At 36.4% G+C, this 19127-nt stretch carries 14 protein-coding genes and 1 tRNA gene; 7 read left to right on the top strand and 8 right to left on the bottom strand.

What is annotated here, in order from left to right:
• Positions 1-105: 105 nt before the first annotated feature.
• From K322_RS0107435 to K322_RS0107465, 7 genes are all read left to right on the top strand, one after another.
• Positions 106-3294 (top strand): SusC/RagA family TonB-linked outer membrane protein, encoded by a 3189-nt coding sequence (locus K322_RS0107435; protein WP_260203413.1) that lies wholly within the window; start codon positions 106-108, stop codon positions 3292-3294.
• Positions 3295-3325: 31 nt separating this feature from the next.
• The gene (locus K322_RS0107440) at positions 3326-4753 is read left to right on the top strand and encodes a RagB/SusD family nutrient uptake outer membrane protein (protein WP_026626324.1); all 1428 of its coding nucleotides are present in this window, start codon (positions 3326-3328) and stop codon (positions 4751-4753) included.
• Between the two features lie 72 nt (positions 4754-4825).
• Entirely contained in the window at positions 4826-7111 is a 2286-nt protein-coding gene (gene bglX / locus K322_RS0107445; RefSeq protein ID WP_026626325.1) for a beta-glucosidase BglX, read from the top strand.
• A 145-nt stretch (positions 7112-7256) separates the two neighbouring features.
• Positions 7257-8621, top strand: coding sequence for a glucoamylase family protein (locus tag K322_RS0107450; protein WP_026626326.1), 1365 nt, complete (start codon positions 7257-7259; stop codon positions 8619-8621).
• A gap of 536 nt (positions 8622-9157) precedes the next feature.
• Positions 9158-10912 (top strand): family 43 glycosylhydrolase, encoded by a 1755-nt coding sequence (locus K322_RS0107455; protein ID WP_185095085.1) that lies wholly within the window; start codon positions 9158-9160, stop codon positions 10910-10912.
• A gap of 41 nt (positions 10913-10953) precedes the next feature.
• Entirely contained in the window at positions 10954-11718 is a 765-nt protein-coding gene (locus K322_RS0107460) for a carboxylesterase family protein (protein WP_026626328.1), read from the top strand.
• Positions 11719-12017: 299 nt separating this feature from the next.
• Positions 12018-12596 carry an FISUMP domain-containing protein gene (locus K322_RS0107465; RefSeq protein ID WP_026626329.1) on the top strand — a complete coding sequence of 193 codons (579 nt, stop codon included), beginning with the start codon at positions 12018-12020 and terminating at the stop codon, positions 12594-12596.
• An 87-nt stretch (positions 12597-12683) separates the two neighbouring features.
• Here K322_RS0107465 and K322_RS18880 read toward each other — a convergent pair whose 3' ends face one another.
• From K322_RS18880 to K322_RS0107515, 8 genes are all read right to left on the bottom strand, one after another.
• A complete protein-coding gene (locus K322_RS18880) occupies positions 12684-13388 on the bottom strand; it encodes a hypothetical protein (RefSeq protein ID WP_035331622.1) in 705 nt (234 codons plus the stop codon).
• A 222-nt stretch (positions 13389-13610) separates the two neighbouring features.
• Positions 13611-13715 (bottom strand) — tRNA-Arg (locus tag K322_RS0107475).
• 296 nt (positions 13716-14011) lie between these two features.
• Positions 14012-14401, bottom strand: coding sequence for a hypothetical protein (locus K322_RS0107480; protein ID WP_026626330.1), 390 nt, complete (start codon positions 14399-14401; stop codon positions 14012-14014).
• A 512-nt stretch (positions 14402-14913) separates the two neighbouring features.
• Positions 14914-15366, bottom strand: a complete 453-nt coding sequence (locus K322_RS0107495) for a hypothetical protein (RefSeq protein ID WP_026626332.1) — start codon at positions 15364-15366, stop codon at positions 14914-14916.
• Between the two features lie 518 nt (positions 15367-15884).
• On the bottom strand, positions 15885-16421 hold the full coding sequence (locus K322_RS0107500) for an antirestriction protein ArdA (RefSeq protein ID WP_026626333.1): 537 nt from the start codon (positions 16419-16421) through the stop codon (positions 15885-15887).
• A gap of 315 nt (positions 16422-16736) precedes the next feature.
• Positions 16737-17801 carry a hypothetical protein gene (locus K322_RS0107505; RefSeq protein ID WP_035331625.1) on the bottom strand — a complete coding sequence of 355 codons (1065 nt, stop codon included), beginning with the start codon at positions 17799-17801 and terminating at the stop codon, positions 16737-16739.
• Between the two features lie 40 nt (positions 17802-17841).
• On the bottom strand, positions 17842-18300 hold the full coding sequence (locus tag K322_RS0107510) for a hypothetical protein (RefSeq protein ID WP_026626335.1): 459 nt from the start codon (positions 18298-18300) through the stop codon (positions 17842-17844).
• A complete protein-coding gene (locus K322_RS0107515) occupies positions 18297-19007 on the bottom strand; it encodes a hypothetical protein (RefSeq protein WP_026626336.1) in 711 nt (236 codons plus the stop codon). Before K322_RS0107515 ends, K322_RS0107510 begins: the two co-directional genes overlap by 4 nt.
• Positions 19008-19127 lie beyond the last annotated feature (120 nt).

The raw sequence follows: 19127 nt of genomic DNA on the forward strand, positions 1-19127 counted from the left end.
TTACTGTTTAAATAAATCAATAATAGTAAAAATTAATTCTAGTTCTATTTTGAAATAAAGATTCAAGCTTTTTCAATTAACAAACTAGTAAATCAGACAAAAACCATGAAAGAAAACAAATCGATACCTATGACAGGTGTTTGGAAAAAGTTTTTTCTTTTTCTTTTCTTGACTTTTTCTGTTGGTGTTTTCGGAACTTTTGCACAGACAAAAGTAGTAACGGGAACGGTTACCGACGCGATGAAAGAGCCTCTTCCGGGAGTAAGTGTTGTTATCAAGGGAACGACAACAGGAACGATTACTGACATTGATGGAAAATTCTCTATTAATGCAAAATCTTCGGATGCTTTGGAATTCACATTCTTAGGAATGAAAACTCTGGCTGTAACAGTCGGAACACAAACAACAATCAATGTAACATTAGAAGACGACACACACGTTTTATCTGAAACTGTAGTAATCGGTTACGGTACTGCTAAAAAAGCAGACTTAACAGGATCAATCGGAAGCGTATCTTCTAAAGATATCCTTAAACAACCAGCTCTTAATGCAGTTCAATCAGTACAAGGTAAAGTCGCTGGTGTGAATATTACAGCATCTGATGCTCCGGGATCAAGTCCGACAATTGTTATACGTGGTCTTGGAACAGCCTTAGGTGGACGTAACCCATTGTATATTGTAGATGGATTTCCTGTTGATGATATCAAAAGTATCAGTTCTGCAGATATCGTAAGTATGGACATCTTGAAAGATGCATCTTCGGCTTCTATTTATGGGGTACGTGCAGCTAACGGTGTAGTATTAATCACAACTAAAAAAGGTCAAACAGGCTCTGCTAAAATAACAGTAGATTCTTATGCCGGTATTAAAACGACATTGAACAAAGTTAAAATGGCTAATGCATCTCAATACATTACTTATTTTAACGAGAACCAGAATATGTTGAAACAATATGGTTCTACAACTACTTACCAATTAGCTGATGCTAGTCAACAGCCCTTCAATACCGATTGGTATGACGAGTTACTCAATACTGGGTTCTTTAACAATAACACTGTATCTCTATCGGGAGGTGGTCAAACAGTAGATTACTTTTTCAGTTATAACTATTATAACGAAAAAGGGATGTTAGATGGACAAGGCTATCAACGTTCTACAATACGTAATAACAACGTGTATAAATTCTACAATGATCGCTTGAAATTTTCTCAAAACATCAATATCTCATTTGCTAATGAAAATCCAAAATCATATGGAGCATTCAACGAGGCATACCGACAATCACCTCTTGTAGCAACACATTATGCTAATGGTCGCTATGGTTTACCATATGCTAGCAAATCTACAGGTGTTATGTGGGCTAATGAAGGAGATGGCAGTGACGGTAAACTAAATAGTATTGGCAACCCATTATTAACAATCAATAACTCTGCTGAAAGAGCCAAAACCTTAACTATTCAAGGAGGTATCGAAGGTGAATTTAAACTTACAGATTATTTAAAAGTTAACTCACGATTCGGTGCAACTAAATATTTCTACAAAAACAGATTATTTACCAATATAAAAAATGCTTGGCTTAATACGGGTGGTGTAAACAGAACGGAAGACCAATTTGAAGGCTATAAAACTGCGAATCCTGGTGTTATTGAATATGCTGATAACTCTTTAAATCTTACAAACTCTGACACATACAGATGGATGTGGGAAGGTTATATTACATTCAATAAAAACTTCGGTGGACATAATATTGAAGCTGTAGCAGGTCTATCAAGAGAAAGAACTGGGATTGGCAGCTATTCGTCATTAACAGGATATGATGTTCCTGAAAAGAATCAATACTGGAGTATGAATCATGCAGATGATTCTTATACTAAAGTAATAGACCAATACGATTATACTGCTCGTTCATTAGCATCTTATTTTGCTCGTGTGCAATACAATTACAATCACAAATACTATGTATCTGCGACTGTACGTAGAGATGGATCTAGTACGTTCAAATCTTCGGGAAATTATTGGGGTACATTCCCTTCATTCGGTCTTGGATGGACTATCACTGAAGAAGATTTCATGAAAGATTTTAAGATTTTAGATTATATGAAAATACGTGCAACATGGGGTAAACTAGGTAATCAAGATGTGCCTTTGAATGTATCAACAATGATTACATATCCTGGTAGCCATGAAGGTAATTATTCATTTGGAGATGTTCCCGGATATTATCAAGGAGCAATGTTTGGAACTCCCGCTAAAAACCTTTCTTGGGAAATAACAAGAGAATGGGGTGTTGGTTTTGATTTCACTATGCTAGACAATAGACTTTCTGGAGGTTTTGATTTTTATGATAAGACCAATACCAATACTATATTATATGTAACTCCGGTATATACTTCACCTTATTCTGACAAATTCTATGATCATGGAGCAAAAGTAAATAACCGAGGTATAGAACTTAATCTTGGATGGAGAGATAAATTACCAATGGGTATTACTTATGATATCAGCGTAAATTATGCATATAACAAAAACCAAGTGAAAGATGTAAAAGCTACATATGCAGGTGATACTGGCGGTAGCTTGAGCGATGGCGAAATCACAAAACGCTTGATGGAAAACAAACCTATCTACGGATGGTGGATGTATCAAGCAGATGGAGTATGGCAAAGCCAAGCAGAGATAGATGCTGCTAATGCTAATGGCGAAGCTGTTTTAGGAACTCCTCGTCCGGGATACTTAAAGTACAAAGATCAAAATAACGATGGAAAAATAGATGATAGCGATAAAATCTATGCTGGATCATATATTCCTTCTTCAACTTATGGTATCCATCTAGGGCTAGAATACAAAAACATGGACTTCAGTATTGATGGCTATGGTGTTTCAGGTAATAAAATTTATAATGGACTAAAACATGGACGTATTGATGGTGGTGAAAATATCACCTACGATACATTCAAAAACAGATGGACAGGTGAAGGATCTACAAATTCAAATCCTGGAGCTTTACGTGAAGCTAAAGCTTCTACATACTTCCTTGAATCAGGTAGCTACTTCCGTATAAATAATATTACATTTGGCTATACATTCAATGACTTGGTATTTAAAGGATCTAGACTAAGAACATACTTCACTGCACAAAACCCATTCATGTTCACAGGCTATTCAGGTTTTACTCCTGAAATTGTAGGAGGTGGATCAACTGATGCAAACTTACCAAATCGGACTGCAGGAATCGAGCTTTCAGCATATCCTACAACTCGAAACTTTTTAGTAGGTGTTAATCTATCATTCTAATTTTAGTCTATAATTAAACTTATAAGCAATCATGAAAAAGAAATATATAGGTATTTTATCAATTTTATCTCTGCTTTTCTTTGCTACAAGTTGTAGCAACTTCTTGGATGAAGAATCAAAAGAGAACGTAGAGCAAAATGATAATGAGGTATATACTCCCGAGAAAGTCTTAACCGGAGTATACGGACAATTTAATTCTTGGGATTATGCATTCTCTTATTTAGGTATTACAGAAATCATTTCTGATAATGCTGATAAAGGTAGTTCGTCAACAGATGCAGGTGGAGATAAAGAGATCTTAGACAATCTCACATATACATCATCTGCCGGATCTTTCCTTGCAATGTGGAGCAAATGGTATAAAACGATCGGTGCTGCAACTCAGTCTATCGAATTTACTCAACAAGCAGGACTTACTGATAAAACTTTAGAAGCTCGTTATATAGCAGAAGCTCGTTTTCTTAGAGCTTTAAACTATTTCTTCTTAGTTAGAGGTTGGGGAGCTGTGCCTATTCAAGAATATGATTTGGTAGCTCGTGCATCGACAGATTCTGTATATTCATACATCAAAGCAGATCTTCAATATGCTGAAACCAATCTACCGGTAGTAAGCAAATACGCTTCTAAAGATATAGGTCGTGCAACACAAGGTTCTGCGCAAGGACTTCTAGCTAAAGTATATCTTTATCAAAAAGATTACCAAAATGCATATGATTATGCCAATAAAGTTATCAACTCTGGTGAATATGGTTTACTTGATAATTATATAGATATCTGGAAGGCTGCTTATCATAACAGCAAAGAGTCGATATTCGAATTTCAAGCTAAAGCTTCTGATGACGGTTCTGTAGCTCAAGGTATACAACAATATTCTCAAACTCAAGGTGCCCGTGGTGGTAACGGATGGGGATGGGGTTTCAATACTCCCTCTGAAAGTTTATTAAATGACTACAATACATCAGGAGATATGGTTCGCAGAAATGCAACTATTATTTTCCGCAACGGAACACTTTGGGATGGCAGAGAAGTTGGTAATACAGAAAACGCTATGTACAATTATAAGGCTTATTCAAGCTCGGCTCCAGGTAGCGCATGGAATGATAAAAGCATCATGTACCTTCGCTATGCAGAGGTATTATTAATCAAAGCTGAAGCTGCCAATGAGTTAGGTAAAACATCTGAAGCATTGGATGCTCTAAACCAAGTCAGGAAAAGAGCTAAACTAGCCAATATAACAGAAACTGATCAGACTAAGTTGAGAGAGATCATCTGGCATGAACGTCGTCTCGAACTAGCAATGGAACATGATCGCTGGTTTGATCTAAATCGTACAGGCCAAGCAGGAGTTGCTATGCGTGCAGCAGGTAAACCTTATGTTGACGGAAAACATAACTTATTCCCGATACCAAACGACCAGTTAATACAGACCCCGGATATGGGGCAAAACCCGAATTGGTAATTTTTTAACAGTACAACAAGGGCTTCTCGAAAGCCCTTGTTTATTTCACACTCAATGATATAACTTAGAATTATGAGAAATTTATTTTTTGGTGCTTTTTGTTTGTTAAGCCTGAGCCTTTCAGCTCAGAATAAAGCGACTCAGGATGCTGAGATGAACCGCTTTATTGACAACTTGATGAGCAAAATGACCTTAGATGAAAAACTAGGTCAGCTAAACCTTCCCAGTGCAGGTGACATCACAACCGGACAAGCGAAGAGTAGTGATATCGCGGGCAAAATAAAGAATGGATTAGTCGGTGGACTATTTAACATCAAAGGCGTTGATAAGATCAGAGAAGTACAGCGCGTAGCTGTAGAAGAAAGCCGCCTGAAAATTCCTTTGATTTTCGGTATGGACGTTATTCACGGATACGAAACCGGATTTCCTATTCCTCTCGGACTTGCTGCCACTTGGGATATGCAGGCTATCGAAAGATCGGCTCGTATCGCTGCAATAGAAGCTAGTGCCGACGGAATATTCTGGACATTCAGCCCGATGGTAGATGTATCAAGAGATCCTCGTTGGGGACGTGTTTCGGAAGGTAATGGCGAAGATCCGTTCTTAGGCGGACAAATAGCAAAGGCAATGATAAAAGGTTATCAGGGTGACAATACATATTCTGACAACAAACACATCATGGCATGTGTAAAACACTATGCTCTGTACGGAGCTGCCGAAGCCGGACGCGATTACAATACTACCGACATGAGCCGCATGCGTATGTTCAATGAGTACATGTACCCATACAAAGCTGCCGTTGAAGCAGGTGTAGGTAGTGTTATGGCTTCTTTCAATGAAGTGGATGGAGTTCCTGCTACTGCCAACAAATGGTTAATGGACGATGTATTGCGCAAGCAATGGGGATTCGATGGATTTGTTGTAACCGATTATACAGGTATCAGCGAAATGATCGATCACGGTATCGGCGACCTGCAAGAAGTATCTGCACGTGCACTGAAAGCCGGTATCGATATGGATATGGTAAGCGAAGGTTTACTTTCGACTTTACCAAAATCACTGAAAGAAGGTAAAGTTAATCAAGCTGATATTGATAAAGCATGCCGTCGTATACTTGAGGCAAAATACAAATTAGGCTTATTCAAAGATCCATATAAATTTATGGATTCAAAAAGAGCTAAAACTGAAATATACACACCTCAGAATTTAGCAGAAGCCCGTAAAATTGCAGCTGAGAGTTATGTTCTTTTAAAGAATGCAAATAATACTTTACCTCTTAAAAAACAAGGAACTGTTGCCGTTGTAGGGCCTCTTGCCAAATCGGCAGTTAATATGGCCGGAACATGGAGTGTTGCTGTTCCTTTAGACAAAGCTCCTACTGTTGTACAAAGCATTACAGATGCTCTTGGTAAAAACGGTAAAGTTATCTATGCAAAAGGCAGTAACCTTGTAGCTGATGCTAAACTGGAAGAACATGCGACCATGTTCGGACGTGGTTTAGGTAGAGACAACCGTACTAAAGAGGAACTCTTGAAAGAAGCTCTTGATGCAGCTAAGCAATCGGATGTAATTGTTGCCGCTCTTGGAGAATCATCTGAATTCAGTGGAGAATCAAGCAGCCGTACCAACCTGAATATCCCCGATGTTCAACAAGAATTACTTGCAGAACTTCTAAAAACAGGAAAACCTGTTGTATTGGTTCTATTCGCAGGTCGTCCGATGACTCTTAGCTGGGAACAAGCTAATGTACCAGCCATCCTTAACGTATGGTTCGGTGGCAGCATGGCAGCTCCTGCAATCGCAGATGTATTATTCGGTGATGCAAATCCTTCGGGTAAACTTCCAGCAACATTCCCTCAGAATGTAGGTCAAATACCTCTTTTCTACAACCACAAAAATACAGGACGCCCATTGGGTGAAGGTAAATGGTTCGAAAAATTCCGCAGCAACTATCTTGATGTTAGCAACGAACCTCTTTATCCATTCGGATACGGACTGAGCTACACTCAATTTTCGTACAGCGATATAACACTAAGCTCTGCTAATTTAAATGAGAACGGCGAAATTACAGCCAGTGTCACTGTTACCAATACCGGTAAAGTAGAAGGTAAAGAAGTTGTACAATTATACATCAGAGACATTGTTGGAAGCGTAACTCGTCCTGTTAAAGAATTGAAAGGCTTTGAGAAAATCTCATTAAAAGCAGGAGAATCGAAAACCGTCAGCTTTAAGATATCTCCCGAATTATTGAAATTCTACAACTATGATCTTCAGTATGTATTCGAACCCGGAGACTTCGACGTTATGATCGGAGGAGACAGCAAAGATGTGAAGACAGCCCGTTTTACGTTAAACTAACAGGTTTGAGACCTTTTTGATCTCCTTAGTAAATCCATTATGATTCAATAATCATATCATAAATATTTTACTAATACAGACGAAAGGGATTGTCCAACTGTTTGACGGTTCGACAATTCCTTTTTGTTTTATCAGTTTGCAGCATATGAAAAAAATAGTAATATCAATCTTTTCGATAGCCTTAATTGCATCAGGCAGCTGGTCATGCAAAAGCAACAGCGGTCAGGATGGAGGCAGTGAAGATTCTACAAAAGTAGAACTTACCGATGAAGCATTATTAGACAGTGTACAACACCGTACTTTCAATTATTTCTGGGATGGAGCAGAGCCTACCAGCGGTCTGGCTCGCGAACGTTACCATGTCGATGGAGAATACATCGGGACAGATACTCCCGATATTGTAACCTCAGGAGGGAGCGGCTTCGGTATTATGGCTGTACTTGCCGGAATAGACCGAGGTTATGTATCTCGTGAAGACGGACTGAAGAGAATGGATAAAATAGTGACATTCCTTGAGAAAGCCGATAAATTCCACGGAGCATTTCCTCACTGGTGGTATGGCGAAACAGGAAAAGTAAAACCATTCGGTACGAAAGATAATGGTGGAGACCTCGTAGAAACAGCATTCCTGATACAAGGACTATTAGCTGTTCATCAATATTATGTAAATGGTTCGGACTCAGAAAAAGCATTAGCCGAACGTATTGATAAATTGTGGAAAGGAGTTGAATGGGACTGGTACCGCAATGGACAGAACGTTCTCTACTGGCATTGGAGCCCCGAATACGCATGGGAAATGAACTTCCCTGTAAGAGGGTACAATGAATGTCTTATCATGTATATACTTGCTGCAGCATCTCCTACGCATGGTGTTCCGGCAGAAGTGTATACTGAAGGATGGGCGGAAAAAGGAGCAATCGTATCTCCTCACACAGTTGAAGGTATTAACCTCAACCTTCGTTATCAGGGAACACAAGCCGGTCCTCTATTCTGGGCACATTATTCGTTCTTAGGCTTAGATCCGAACGGCCTGCAAGACAAATATGCAAATTATTTCGATGAAATGAAAAATTACACATTGGTCAATCGTGCATACTGTATCCGCAATCCGAAAGGATATAAAAATTACGGCGAAAACAGTTGGGGACTTACCGCCAGCTATTCAGTCAAAGGATATGCAGCCCATTCTCCTAACGAAAATGACGACCATGGAGTTATCTCTCCTACCGCAGCATTATCATCTATCGTATATACACCTAAAGAGTCTATGCAGGTAATGAGATATCTGTATAATATGAAAGACAAAACCTTAGGTAAATACGGATTTTACGATGCGTACAGCGAAACCGATAATTGGTATCCTAAACGCTATCTGGCAATTGACCAAGGACCTATTGCCGTAATGATCGAAAATTATAGGACTCAGTTATTATGGAAACTATTTATGAGTCACCCCGATGTTCAGAAAGGGCTAAACAAATTAGGTTTTGAAAGTCCTTATCTAAAATAAGAAAAAGAGGTCTGCGACCTTAAAAATGTTTCGTGGTTAGAAAGAGTGTCAGAACTCCGGAATCTTCACTTAGGTCTCAGACCTATTTGTTGGCATTGCAAGCATAACGGCAAACGCCGGTTATCGCTTTAAATGTGTCATTAAATACTTTCTGTTACTTAATTTGGTTATTATATGAATGTGCACATAAAATAATTCAGAGATAAGATTTCCGGAGTTCTTTCCATTTTTATCTATAAGCAAAGGGACGGACCTGTTACCATTACCAAAATAAGATTAGCAGGTAATAAGGTGTCATCCGAAAAATGTAAATTCAGTGTAACCTTTGTTACCTTTTCGGATTGCATCCCAAATCACTGAAAGGGCTTTCTTCGGCGACAGCAAAATCCCCTTTTGGGGATAGAGGGACAAAAGAAAACATCTGAAGAGCATACATAAAAGGAGTTACTTTTGTTACCTTTTCGATACCGATTAAACTTGCTAACTGTTAACTGATCACTGATTTTGTAACCTTTTCAAAAAAAAAACGATACTCAATGAAACTGATAAAACATACACTACTTTCGTTAGGTCTTATGATGAGTTTCTCGTCTTTTGCCCAACAAAAAACATATTGCAATCCCGTAAATGTAGATTATGGATATTGTCCTATTCCCAATTTCACAACATGGGGAAAACACCGAACATCTGCCGATCCGGTTATTGTAAACTTTAAAGGAGATTATTATCTCTTCGGAACCAATCAGAGCGGATATTGGTGGAGCAGTGATCTATCTGATTGGCACTTTGTATCCCGTCCTTTTCTCACAGAAGAAGCGATAGAAAAGACTCCGAACAAGTGGGACGACCTTTGCGCACCTGCAGCATGGGTACAAGGAGATACTCTGTGTGTATTCGGCTCTACTTACTCTCGTATATTTCCGATATGGACCAGTACCGATCCTAAAAATAATAAATGGGAAAAAGCTGTTGAACACTTCGATATCGGAGGATGGGATCCGGCATTTTTTGTTGATGACGACAACCGCCTTTATATGTACAACGGCAGCAGCAATGTATATCCGCTGTATGGAATTGAGTTGGATAGAAAAACATTTCAACCAATAGGCACACGAAAAGAAATGTTACTTACCGACGACGAACGCATCGGATGGCATCGTTTTGGTGAATATATGGATAACACTTTCCTGAAACCATTTATGGAGGGTGCATGGATGACCAAACATAACGGAAAGTATTACCTTCAATGGGGTGGTCCGGGAACAGAATTCAGCCATTATGCGGATGGATATGCTGTAAGCAGTGAGCCTCTCGGATACTTTGAGCATGCGTCATTACCTTTAAGTATGAAAGCCGGAGGTTTCATTCGTGGAGCCGGACACGGAGCAACCTTTCAGGACAACTGGGGTAACTATTGGCATACTTCGACTATGGTTATCAATACGAAGAATAATTTTGAACGCAGAATCGGACTATGGCCTGCCGGATTCGATGCTGAAGATAATATGTATTGCAATACAGCTTTCGGAGACTACCCACATTATCTGCCCAATGGAAAAGCCGACCACCTGAAAAGTCAGTTTACAGGATGGATGATGCTTAATTACAACAAACCGGTACAGGTTTCGTCTACTTTAGGAACATTCAATGCAAATAACATCGTTGACGAAAACATCAAAACCTATTGGTCGGCAAAAACTGCCGATAAAGGAGAATGGCTGATTTCGGATCTCGGAGACCTTTCAACTGTTCATGCGATACAAATCAATTACGCTGATCAAGATGTTGAGTTCATGGGTAAAACAAGCGATAAAAATCATAAATATGTAGTCTATTATTCGTTGGATGGAAAGTCTTGGAAAGTACTTATCGACAAGAGTAAGAATACGAAAGATGTACCTCATGATTATGTAGAACTGGATAAACCTGTAAAAGCCCGCTACCTCAAACTCGAAAATATACATATGCCTACCGGTAAATTCGCTATATCGGGTTTCCGTGTATTCGGCTTGGGACAAGGTGAGAAACCTCAGCCGGTGGAACAACTTATTGTTCTCCGCACCGAAACCGATAAACGAAGCGGATGGCTCAAATGGAAACCTGTAGACAATGCATATGCTTACAATATTTATATTGGTATAGAACCTGATAAACTTTATAGTTCAGTGATGGTTTATGACACCAATGAATATTATTACAAGGGAATGGACAGAACCAAGTCTTACTACTTTGCGATAGAAGCCATTAACGAAAATGGTACTTCGACATGGACTACGGCGGAAGCTCTTTAAAAGGATTAAGACCTTTATTGTTTAATTATTCATCATATTTTATGAAATCAAAAATTACAATACTATTACTCTTTATCTGCACGTTGGGCGGATATGCTCAATTCCAACCTGCATCATATATGATCAACGGGTATACCCTGCCCTATCAGGTGATGTTTCCGAAAGATTATGATGCATCGAAACAATATCCGTTACTTGTATTTCTGCATGGAGCAGGCGAAAGAGGAAATGATAATGAGAAACAACTTACACACGGAAAAGATTTCCTTATCAATAACTTTCAATCGGCATATCCAGCTATAGTTATAGTACCTCAGTGTCCTGAATCCAGTTATTGGGCCAATGTTGAAAAGAGTGTCATTGCAGGGCAAACATCTTTTAGATTTGGTTTATCAAATCAGCCGACACCCGCAATGGAAACACTCGTAGGCGTGATAAACAGTTGGTTGTCGTCGGGAAAAGTGAATACTAAACAAGTTTATGTCGGAGGTCTTTCGATGGGAGGTATGGGTACATACGAACTCTTGTGGCGTATGCCGGAAACATTTGCTGCGGCATTTGCAATATGCGGTGGAGGTGATGTCAGTAAGATCTTGCATAGTACTAAAAATACAGCCTTATGGATTTTTCATGGTTCTGATGATAGTATAGTCCCTGTTCAATTTTCTCAGGATATGTACAATCAGTTGAAATCTGCAGGAAATGAGGTTAAGTATACCGAATATCCGGGGGTAAATCATGGAAGTTGGGAAAATGTATTCAAGAGTACCGACCTTATTCCTTGGTTGTATAGTCATAAGAAATAAAGGTTCTACTAGAAAATCAATATGTTCAGATCCTTTAAAAATGTTATTATATGTAAAAAATGCTGATATGATATGATCAGCATTTTTTATTCCGGCATTAAATATCGCATGACTCCAGAATTAATAGACATCTGTCAATCAATCAAAAAGACGTTAGATTGACATATCCACATCTGATTATTACAATACCGTTACAAACCAACGCACAAATAATCACAAAATATAGAATAGATATTTTTCTAGAATAATAAGTACTTTCGTAAGATACAAATCTACCATAGATACTTAAAACCTGAAAAATGACAACTAAATTATCCGTTCTACTTATTCTATTATCTTTTAATACTGAACTACCAAAATTAATCGCACAGAATACCCAAAACTCAACGTTAGTAAACTCTCTAAGCTCAATTATATATACGGATAACACAGGAAAAGACACTGTTGGTGTTCAGGTAGGCGGTATTTGGTGGGCTCCGGTTAATGTCAAAATCTCAGGTAATAATGATGCGGACAGTTCATTTTTCAGTTATCCAGAAGCCGATCCTTGTCCCTACGGATGGAGACTTCCAACCCTCGAAGAAATTAAGAAATTAGAAAGAGTTGTAAAATCAGGGAAAGGAGAGTTTGACTACGACTCTAAGAACTTCAAGATAAAAAGCGATGACGGAAAAAGCCAACTTCTGATTCCCGCTAATGGAGTCATGAGTACGTCCGGTTCCATAAGAAATAAAGGATTATCGGGAAGTATCTGGTCTTCGAGTCCTGCGGGCAATGACTTAAACTATCAGATTTATTTTCAAGGAAATAGTTTATCAGTGGGAAGTTCTCCTAAATATATGAAATTGAATATACGTTGTGTCTGCGAAATGCAGTAAAATTTGTATAAAAGCTACTGATACATCGTATAACGGGATTATCCCAAATTTTCATTTACACAATCAAATAGACCGCATTTTTTCGGGCTATTCATTATTATTTCTCTCAGCTTCTAATTTTTGAATTTTCTCTCCTTGCTCTTTTACCGTTTTATTCAACTCAATTGTATACAAAGTCAACTCTTCAATCTTCTGCAATAATTTAGCTTGCATTTCACCAAGACTCACACCGTTTTCTTTTACTTCTACTTCAGATGGAATATCGGGGAGATGCTTGTGTTCATTGATATGGTTCTCTACTTCCTGAAGTGTAGGTAGTTTGTAATCTTTTTCGAAAACGAAGTCAGACCAACCGGTCTCTACTTTTACTTCGGTTGCACGGATTGTGCCGAGCACCTCTAATAATGCTTTCGAGAATCTAAAATACTCAGTTCCATCATATACCGACATACCGATATGTCCGCCTATTGTAGATCCACCTCTGTAGAAATCAATGCTATTATTCAATTCTCCATAAAATTTATGCTCTATACTAAACATTTTTATGCTACCTTCAGTATAATTATTCTCCGATTTTTTTTGACTATAATAGGACTTTACACCAATATATGTCCCCTCTCCATCTGCATTTCCCTCCTCGATCCTTGCTAGAATGGATTTTAATTTATTAGTTTTAAGATTACCGTTATCAATTATACCATTTACTAAAAGATTGCCATTTACAACCTGATCTTGCGAATAAGAGAAGATAGAAAAGCCTAAACAAAGGATCGAAAAGAAAGCCTTTTTCATACTATAAATTTTGTGTTATTAATAAAGTACAAATGTAAGAAGAGAACTTGAGATATAGTTTGTGTTTGCTTTTACTCTTTCAGCAGCACCGACATATCAGATATTACTTTCTTGCCAAGTAAGACATATTCTAAAATCTAAGTACTTTTCTAAGTATTTCAATTTCACAAAATAAAAAAGCGTGTAAATCAAATGATTACACGCTTTTAAAATCTACCTTTGTGACCTCGACAGGATTCAAACCTGTAACCTTCTGATCCGTAGTCAGATGCTCTATCAAGCTGTCCAAAGCTACGCTTTCGCCAGTTCGAGTTGAGCTACAAAGCCTTACAACTTATATTCAGTCTTATTTTATCTTAATATATATTGTGGTTTAAACTATGGTTTAAACAAATGTTCAAATTCAAGGTTTGATTAATACTAATTTAATTTATTTTTTCATCTATAAATATACTAATAATCTGTTATTTATACAATAAACAAATTATCTAATATTCTCTAATCATTCATTCTATTTCTACTTTTATATAAGTAGGATAAAATTTAAAGAGGGCATATAAATCTCTTATTTCAAGAAAAATATACCCTCCCATATTTCATCACTCTTTAATCAATCTACTCTTCTATCCTCTTCTTCGTTTCATCTGTTTGCGAATCTCAGTTGTTGCTTTATGCATCGAAACTGTAAGAGTGGATAACTTCCCAATATCACTTTCATCTGAAATAACAGCTTCCGAAAATACAAGAACATGAAAATCTAAGATTCCAATTTTAATATTAGCATAATTCATATCACAGTTTAATTTATTGATCACCCACAGTGCTTTGGTTCTGTTTCTCTTATTCAGCTTCAACACATCACAAGCAAAAATCTGTATGATTTGTCCTCCTTCAAATGGATAAACCAGATAGAAAGATAGTTCTTCAAATTCGAAATAAGTTCCTTTATTATTAGAAGTAACAGGAATATTCCGATCTGTTAGATAATTAATACTGGATTCTAAAATATCCATACTAAAATCAAAACTATAGCAATAGTTATCATAACAGAGCCTAAGATTGTTGCGGTATGAAAATTTTTCGCCATTCCTTCTTTAATACTCCCATACCCTCCAACCAAAAGGAACAAGAGTAAACCGATCATCCATATCATAATGCTAATTGAGTTTGACCATCAAAGATTATTCTATAATAGAAAGTATCCCCATGTTTTATGATCCGATCTTTACTGATATACATCTGAACATTAATTGTAGGAAGATAATAATAGTAATAAAGAAAGGTCAAATCACCATCTTGATGTTTAATCTGGCCTCTATTCTCACATTTCCAATTTTTAGTATACCCACTTCTTTTCACAGACAGATTTCCCAACATAAAGTTTAAATATGCTTCACTTTTAAGAATATTGCCTTCATCATCAAAAATATATTTAACAGCATAACTAACTTTAGGATTATTCTGAGCCTTAATATAACCTGATAATCCAATTACAAGTAACAATATAAGTATCCTGAGCATTTGTCTATATATCTAATGATTGACTTTTTATCAACACTAACCTAAAGGATTCAATATTATATAGGAAATCCCCACTTATTCTAGATAGAGCAGGATGTATCTCTTTCAAGATGTCTCCTTTCGTGATTTTATGATCAGTATTTGCTGAAATGTAGTTTATTTCGATAGAAATATCATAATAAAGAGAACTTCCTCTAGAACTAGGATCATCTTTCTTTACTGAAAACTCAGCAATAACTTTATCTAAAGTATAATTAGTCCCATTATGAAGAATCCAAACATCACCATATTCGCCTCTTTCTATATAAACATACTTTGCAATATTATTCGCAAATTCTGTCTTTTTATCCTCTTGTATAATTGATGAATCAATACGATCTGTATTATTTTTCTTTTGATCGCAAGATGACAATAATATGCTAATTACTACAATTCCAAATAAATAAGTATTCTTCATAATTCACATTCTTAAGGGTGTGTCGTTTAAACTTGATAATAAAATTTGATTCTGCAAATATGCAAAAGAGGAATGAGCACCGAGAAATAGTGCTAAGATGAATTTTCTCATTAAATATTAATGTTTTGTGTTCTCTTCTGTTCCCAATGAAGAGGTTAATAATAAAAAAACGTGGGAACTTATTAACCCATCCATTTAGAGGTATCGCCAAACACCCACACCACAGACGAGTAACAAGTCCCACGCCATTTATTATAAATACTATCGCTAGTATATATGCAAATTGACGTGGAAAGCTTATTACCGCTATCCTCGTGGTGTTGAAAAATTGGCGATTTTCTAAATGAGGATAATTCGTTTTCTTGCTTTCCAAGTAAAATGTACTTCCAACTATCAACGCTTTGACGGATTGGAATTACCACAAATTTAATTGAAAAGCATATAGCTACAAAATATTATGGTTGTAAGAAATGGTGGACACTGATATTTTTTCTTTTAAAAGTAAAACTAATGCTGTCCTAATAATTCCGATTGAATACAGTGTTTCTTCCATCATCAAAATAATAATCGGTCATGAATAAGTCTTTAGCAAACTTCTCATAATCAAAATAAGTCTGCATAAAATCAGATAGATCATAACAATTCTCGACAAACTGTTCGGCATAAGCAACTTCACTATCGTATTTCCCTGCATAACAGTCATTGAATTTGCTTAAAAGATAACCTAAGTCTTCGTCCTCTAATGAATAACCTGTAAAGTCTAAGAATGCCATAAAAGCATCAAAGTTATTCATCTGATCTGCTTGTTCAATCAACTCAAAAATAGTTTCACTTATCCATGATTCGCTAATCAAGCCTTTGGGTATCCCTTCCCAATCTTGAAACATGAATTCGGGGTCTTCTTCGTCTTTATTCAACTCTCTGCAAGCTTCGTAAAACTCTTCTTTATCGGAATAGTCACTGAGTGTAAGCCACTTTCCGAATAAGCTTCCTTCGTTGTACTTTCTGTAAGTACCGACATAAATCTTTGCTTCTAATAAGTCATCTGCATCCATACTTCCTATAATTATAGACAGTTAATAAAAAAAGAAAACCTATCAGCAGTTAAACTGACAGGCTTTCTAATTCCCTTTTGTTGTTGGATGAAATTATCTTCTAATACGAATCTGAGTCAGCAGATTATTTGCTTTAATCTTGATTGGGATTCTCTTATAAAAGCTACTTCTTATAGTTTTTCATAAAAGTAATCGTATCAATTTTTGCAAGGCTTTTCGGCTGTACTTCTTCGCTTAAAAAATCATTCCCCCAAAGCTTAAAACGGGGGGCTTAACGACTATTACCCTGCCTTCTCGTTAATGAAGTATATAGATTTATTGTTTATTGTTTTGCTTCTTCAATTCATCATCCATAGAATCAAGCCACTTTTGATAGTTTTCAGCACTTAATTCTCTGTAGCCTAAATTTTCAATAAGAGCTTTTGTAGCTTTATATTCTTTGTAATTATTACTATTAAAGGTTGATGCAACTTCTCCGTACTTAGAAATATACTGTTGTCCGAAATACAAATGGGTATTAAACTTAATAAATAGTGCAGGCATGTTTTGAGGAAAATACTCAATTGTTTTATTCACACATTTAAGAGTAAAGTAATCATACCCATATTTCTTTTTATATGCCTGAGCTAAAGTCGTCAGTATATGAGCCACTGTCTTCTTATCATCTAAAGCATCCAGATATACTTTGTTTTTTATTGATTCAGCAGAGATATCCATTGATGAGATCATCCAAGCATCAGTAGAGAAGTGACCGTTGGTCAGTTCAATATTCACCCATTTTCCATCTTCTGACAGGTGTTTCACATACATATGATTTGGTGCTAAAGCAATATAAGCATCTGCCCCTAATTCGTCTGCTAGGATTTTATAATATAGAGGTAAGGATGTACATTGTCCTGTATGTGTTCGCATTACTTTAGTGACAAATAGTTTTGTAAAGTCATTTTCTCCTGCAAAGTCTTCAAAATCATACTTGAATGGAATGTTGCCATTAAGTGTATTAGGCTTGGTAAAGTATTCAAATAAAGCGAAATTTCCAGCAGTCTTGTATTGCTGTAATCCGTTCGCTAAAATAAATTGACTAAGCATAGTTGTAACACTATCTATTTGATAGCAAAATGTATCATAATTTAATTGACCTTCCATATATGCCCACTCGACAAGAAACTCAGCCCGCTTAACACTTAAGCTGTCTTTTCCATCAAGCATTCTATCTATTTCATCATAGGCTTGTGTGAAATAGGTATCTTTTATCATATACGGTATAGTATCAAACTCGATGGGGTTGTTTGGTTCATATTTAATCGTATCTGTTTGTGAGTAAGAATTTATTGATACTCCCCAAAATGTCATTAATAGGATAATGATGGTTTGATTCATTCGAAATACTATTGTTTTTTCTTAAACTAAAATCTTTAATTTATTTATTCTCATTTAATCTGGATAGTATTTCTTGCTGAAATTTTTTCTTTATCAGCTTATTCTCTTTTTTTTCTATTCTTCTAGAATTTATATTTGACCATCCACTTATAATATTATACCTTTTAAATCTAAGTAGTTCTATAATATCTCCATGAACCCTACATAATAAATTTAGAGAATCATCTCTTAAATTAAAATAGACATAATAAGCATCAATTTGGGAATTATAAGTTGATACCAACTCAATAGAATCCTCACCATCATGTTGATACGCTTTATATTGAGGATTACTATTCTTAAATAGATTTATTTTATTAATCAAGTCTTCTGTAGATGAAATATTTTCAATATGATATGATTCTGAATAAACATCCTTTCCTGGTTTAAACAGATAAGCACTTCCTACCCAAATAAGAATAAACAAGATAAAAATGAATAAAATATATCGTGGCTTCATTTGCTTCTTTTAGGATAATTTGCTTTTGAAACAGTTGTAATTGGAGCAATAACTGGACTCATTATAATTTTAGCTGCTGAAATTACAGAAAATGATGTTGCAACTGCTATTGATTGAGCTCTTTCCGTTGCCGTAATTGATGGGTTAAATATATTAATCGCATTACGACCAGCAAGTCGTATATCAGCACCTAGTACATCTGGATCAATTAATGCACCCTTAACTCCAGAAGCTTGTCTTTTATTATAATCGAGATCATGTGTTTTTGAATAAGTTTCAGAATTTGTTTGAAATGGTAGATTTCCATAATATTCTTCTGTCCCATCGTTTGTTAAAGGGTTATCAGGACCCGTCATTGATGTACCGAAATAGTTACCATGCAAAGTTGAGCCATCAACATTTTTATCTCCGACTCCTAAAACTGCAAATTTTTGCCCTTCAAGAATATCCATGTCACCTAAAGCGTTTCCGTTTGCATCCACAAAAGATTTATTCTCATTGCTAAAAGTATAAGACATACTTTTACCATTTATTTTAACTTTTAATTGAGCTCCCTCATTTATATAAGTCATTTTCCCTTTTATATTTCCATTATACTTCTCTCTCATATCTTTCGCAGATTTAACATCTGCATCAAAATAGAAATAAGTATGACCAGCTATACCTCTTGAAACCCAATCTTTTCCTGTTGGATCTATGTATTTCAAAGGATTATTAGCACAATATGCATAGGGTGGAAAATCCAGTGAGCGTTGCCCCCTCGTGCCAGTCTAAATTGCCCCCATGTACCAAAATATGTTTGACCCTTTTCGCCAAAATAAAAATGT

This window comes from Indolivaga capnocytophagoides DSM 22835, assembly GCF_000426485.1.
In the GTDB taxonomy this organism is placed as follows: domain Bacteria; phylum Bacteroidota; class Bacteroidia; order Bacteroidales; family Dysgonomonadaceae; genus Dysgonomonas_A; species Dysgonomonas_A capnocytophagoides.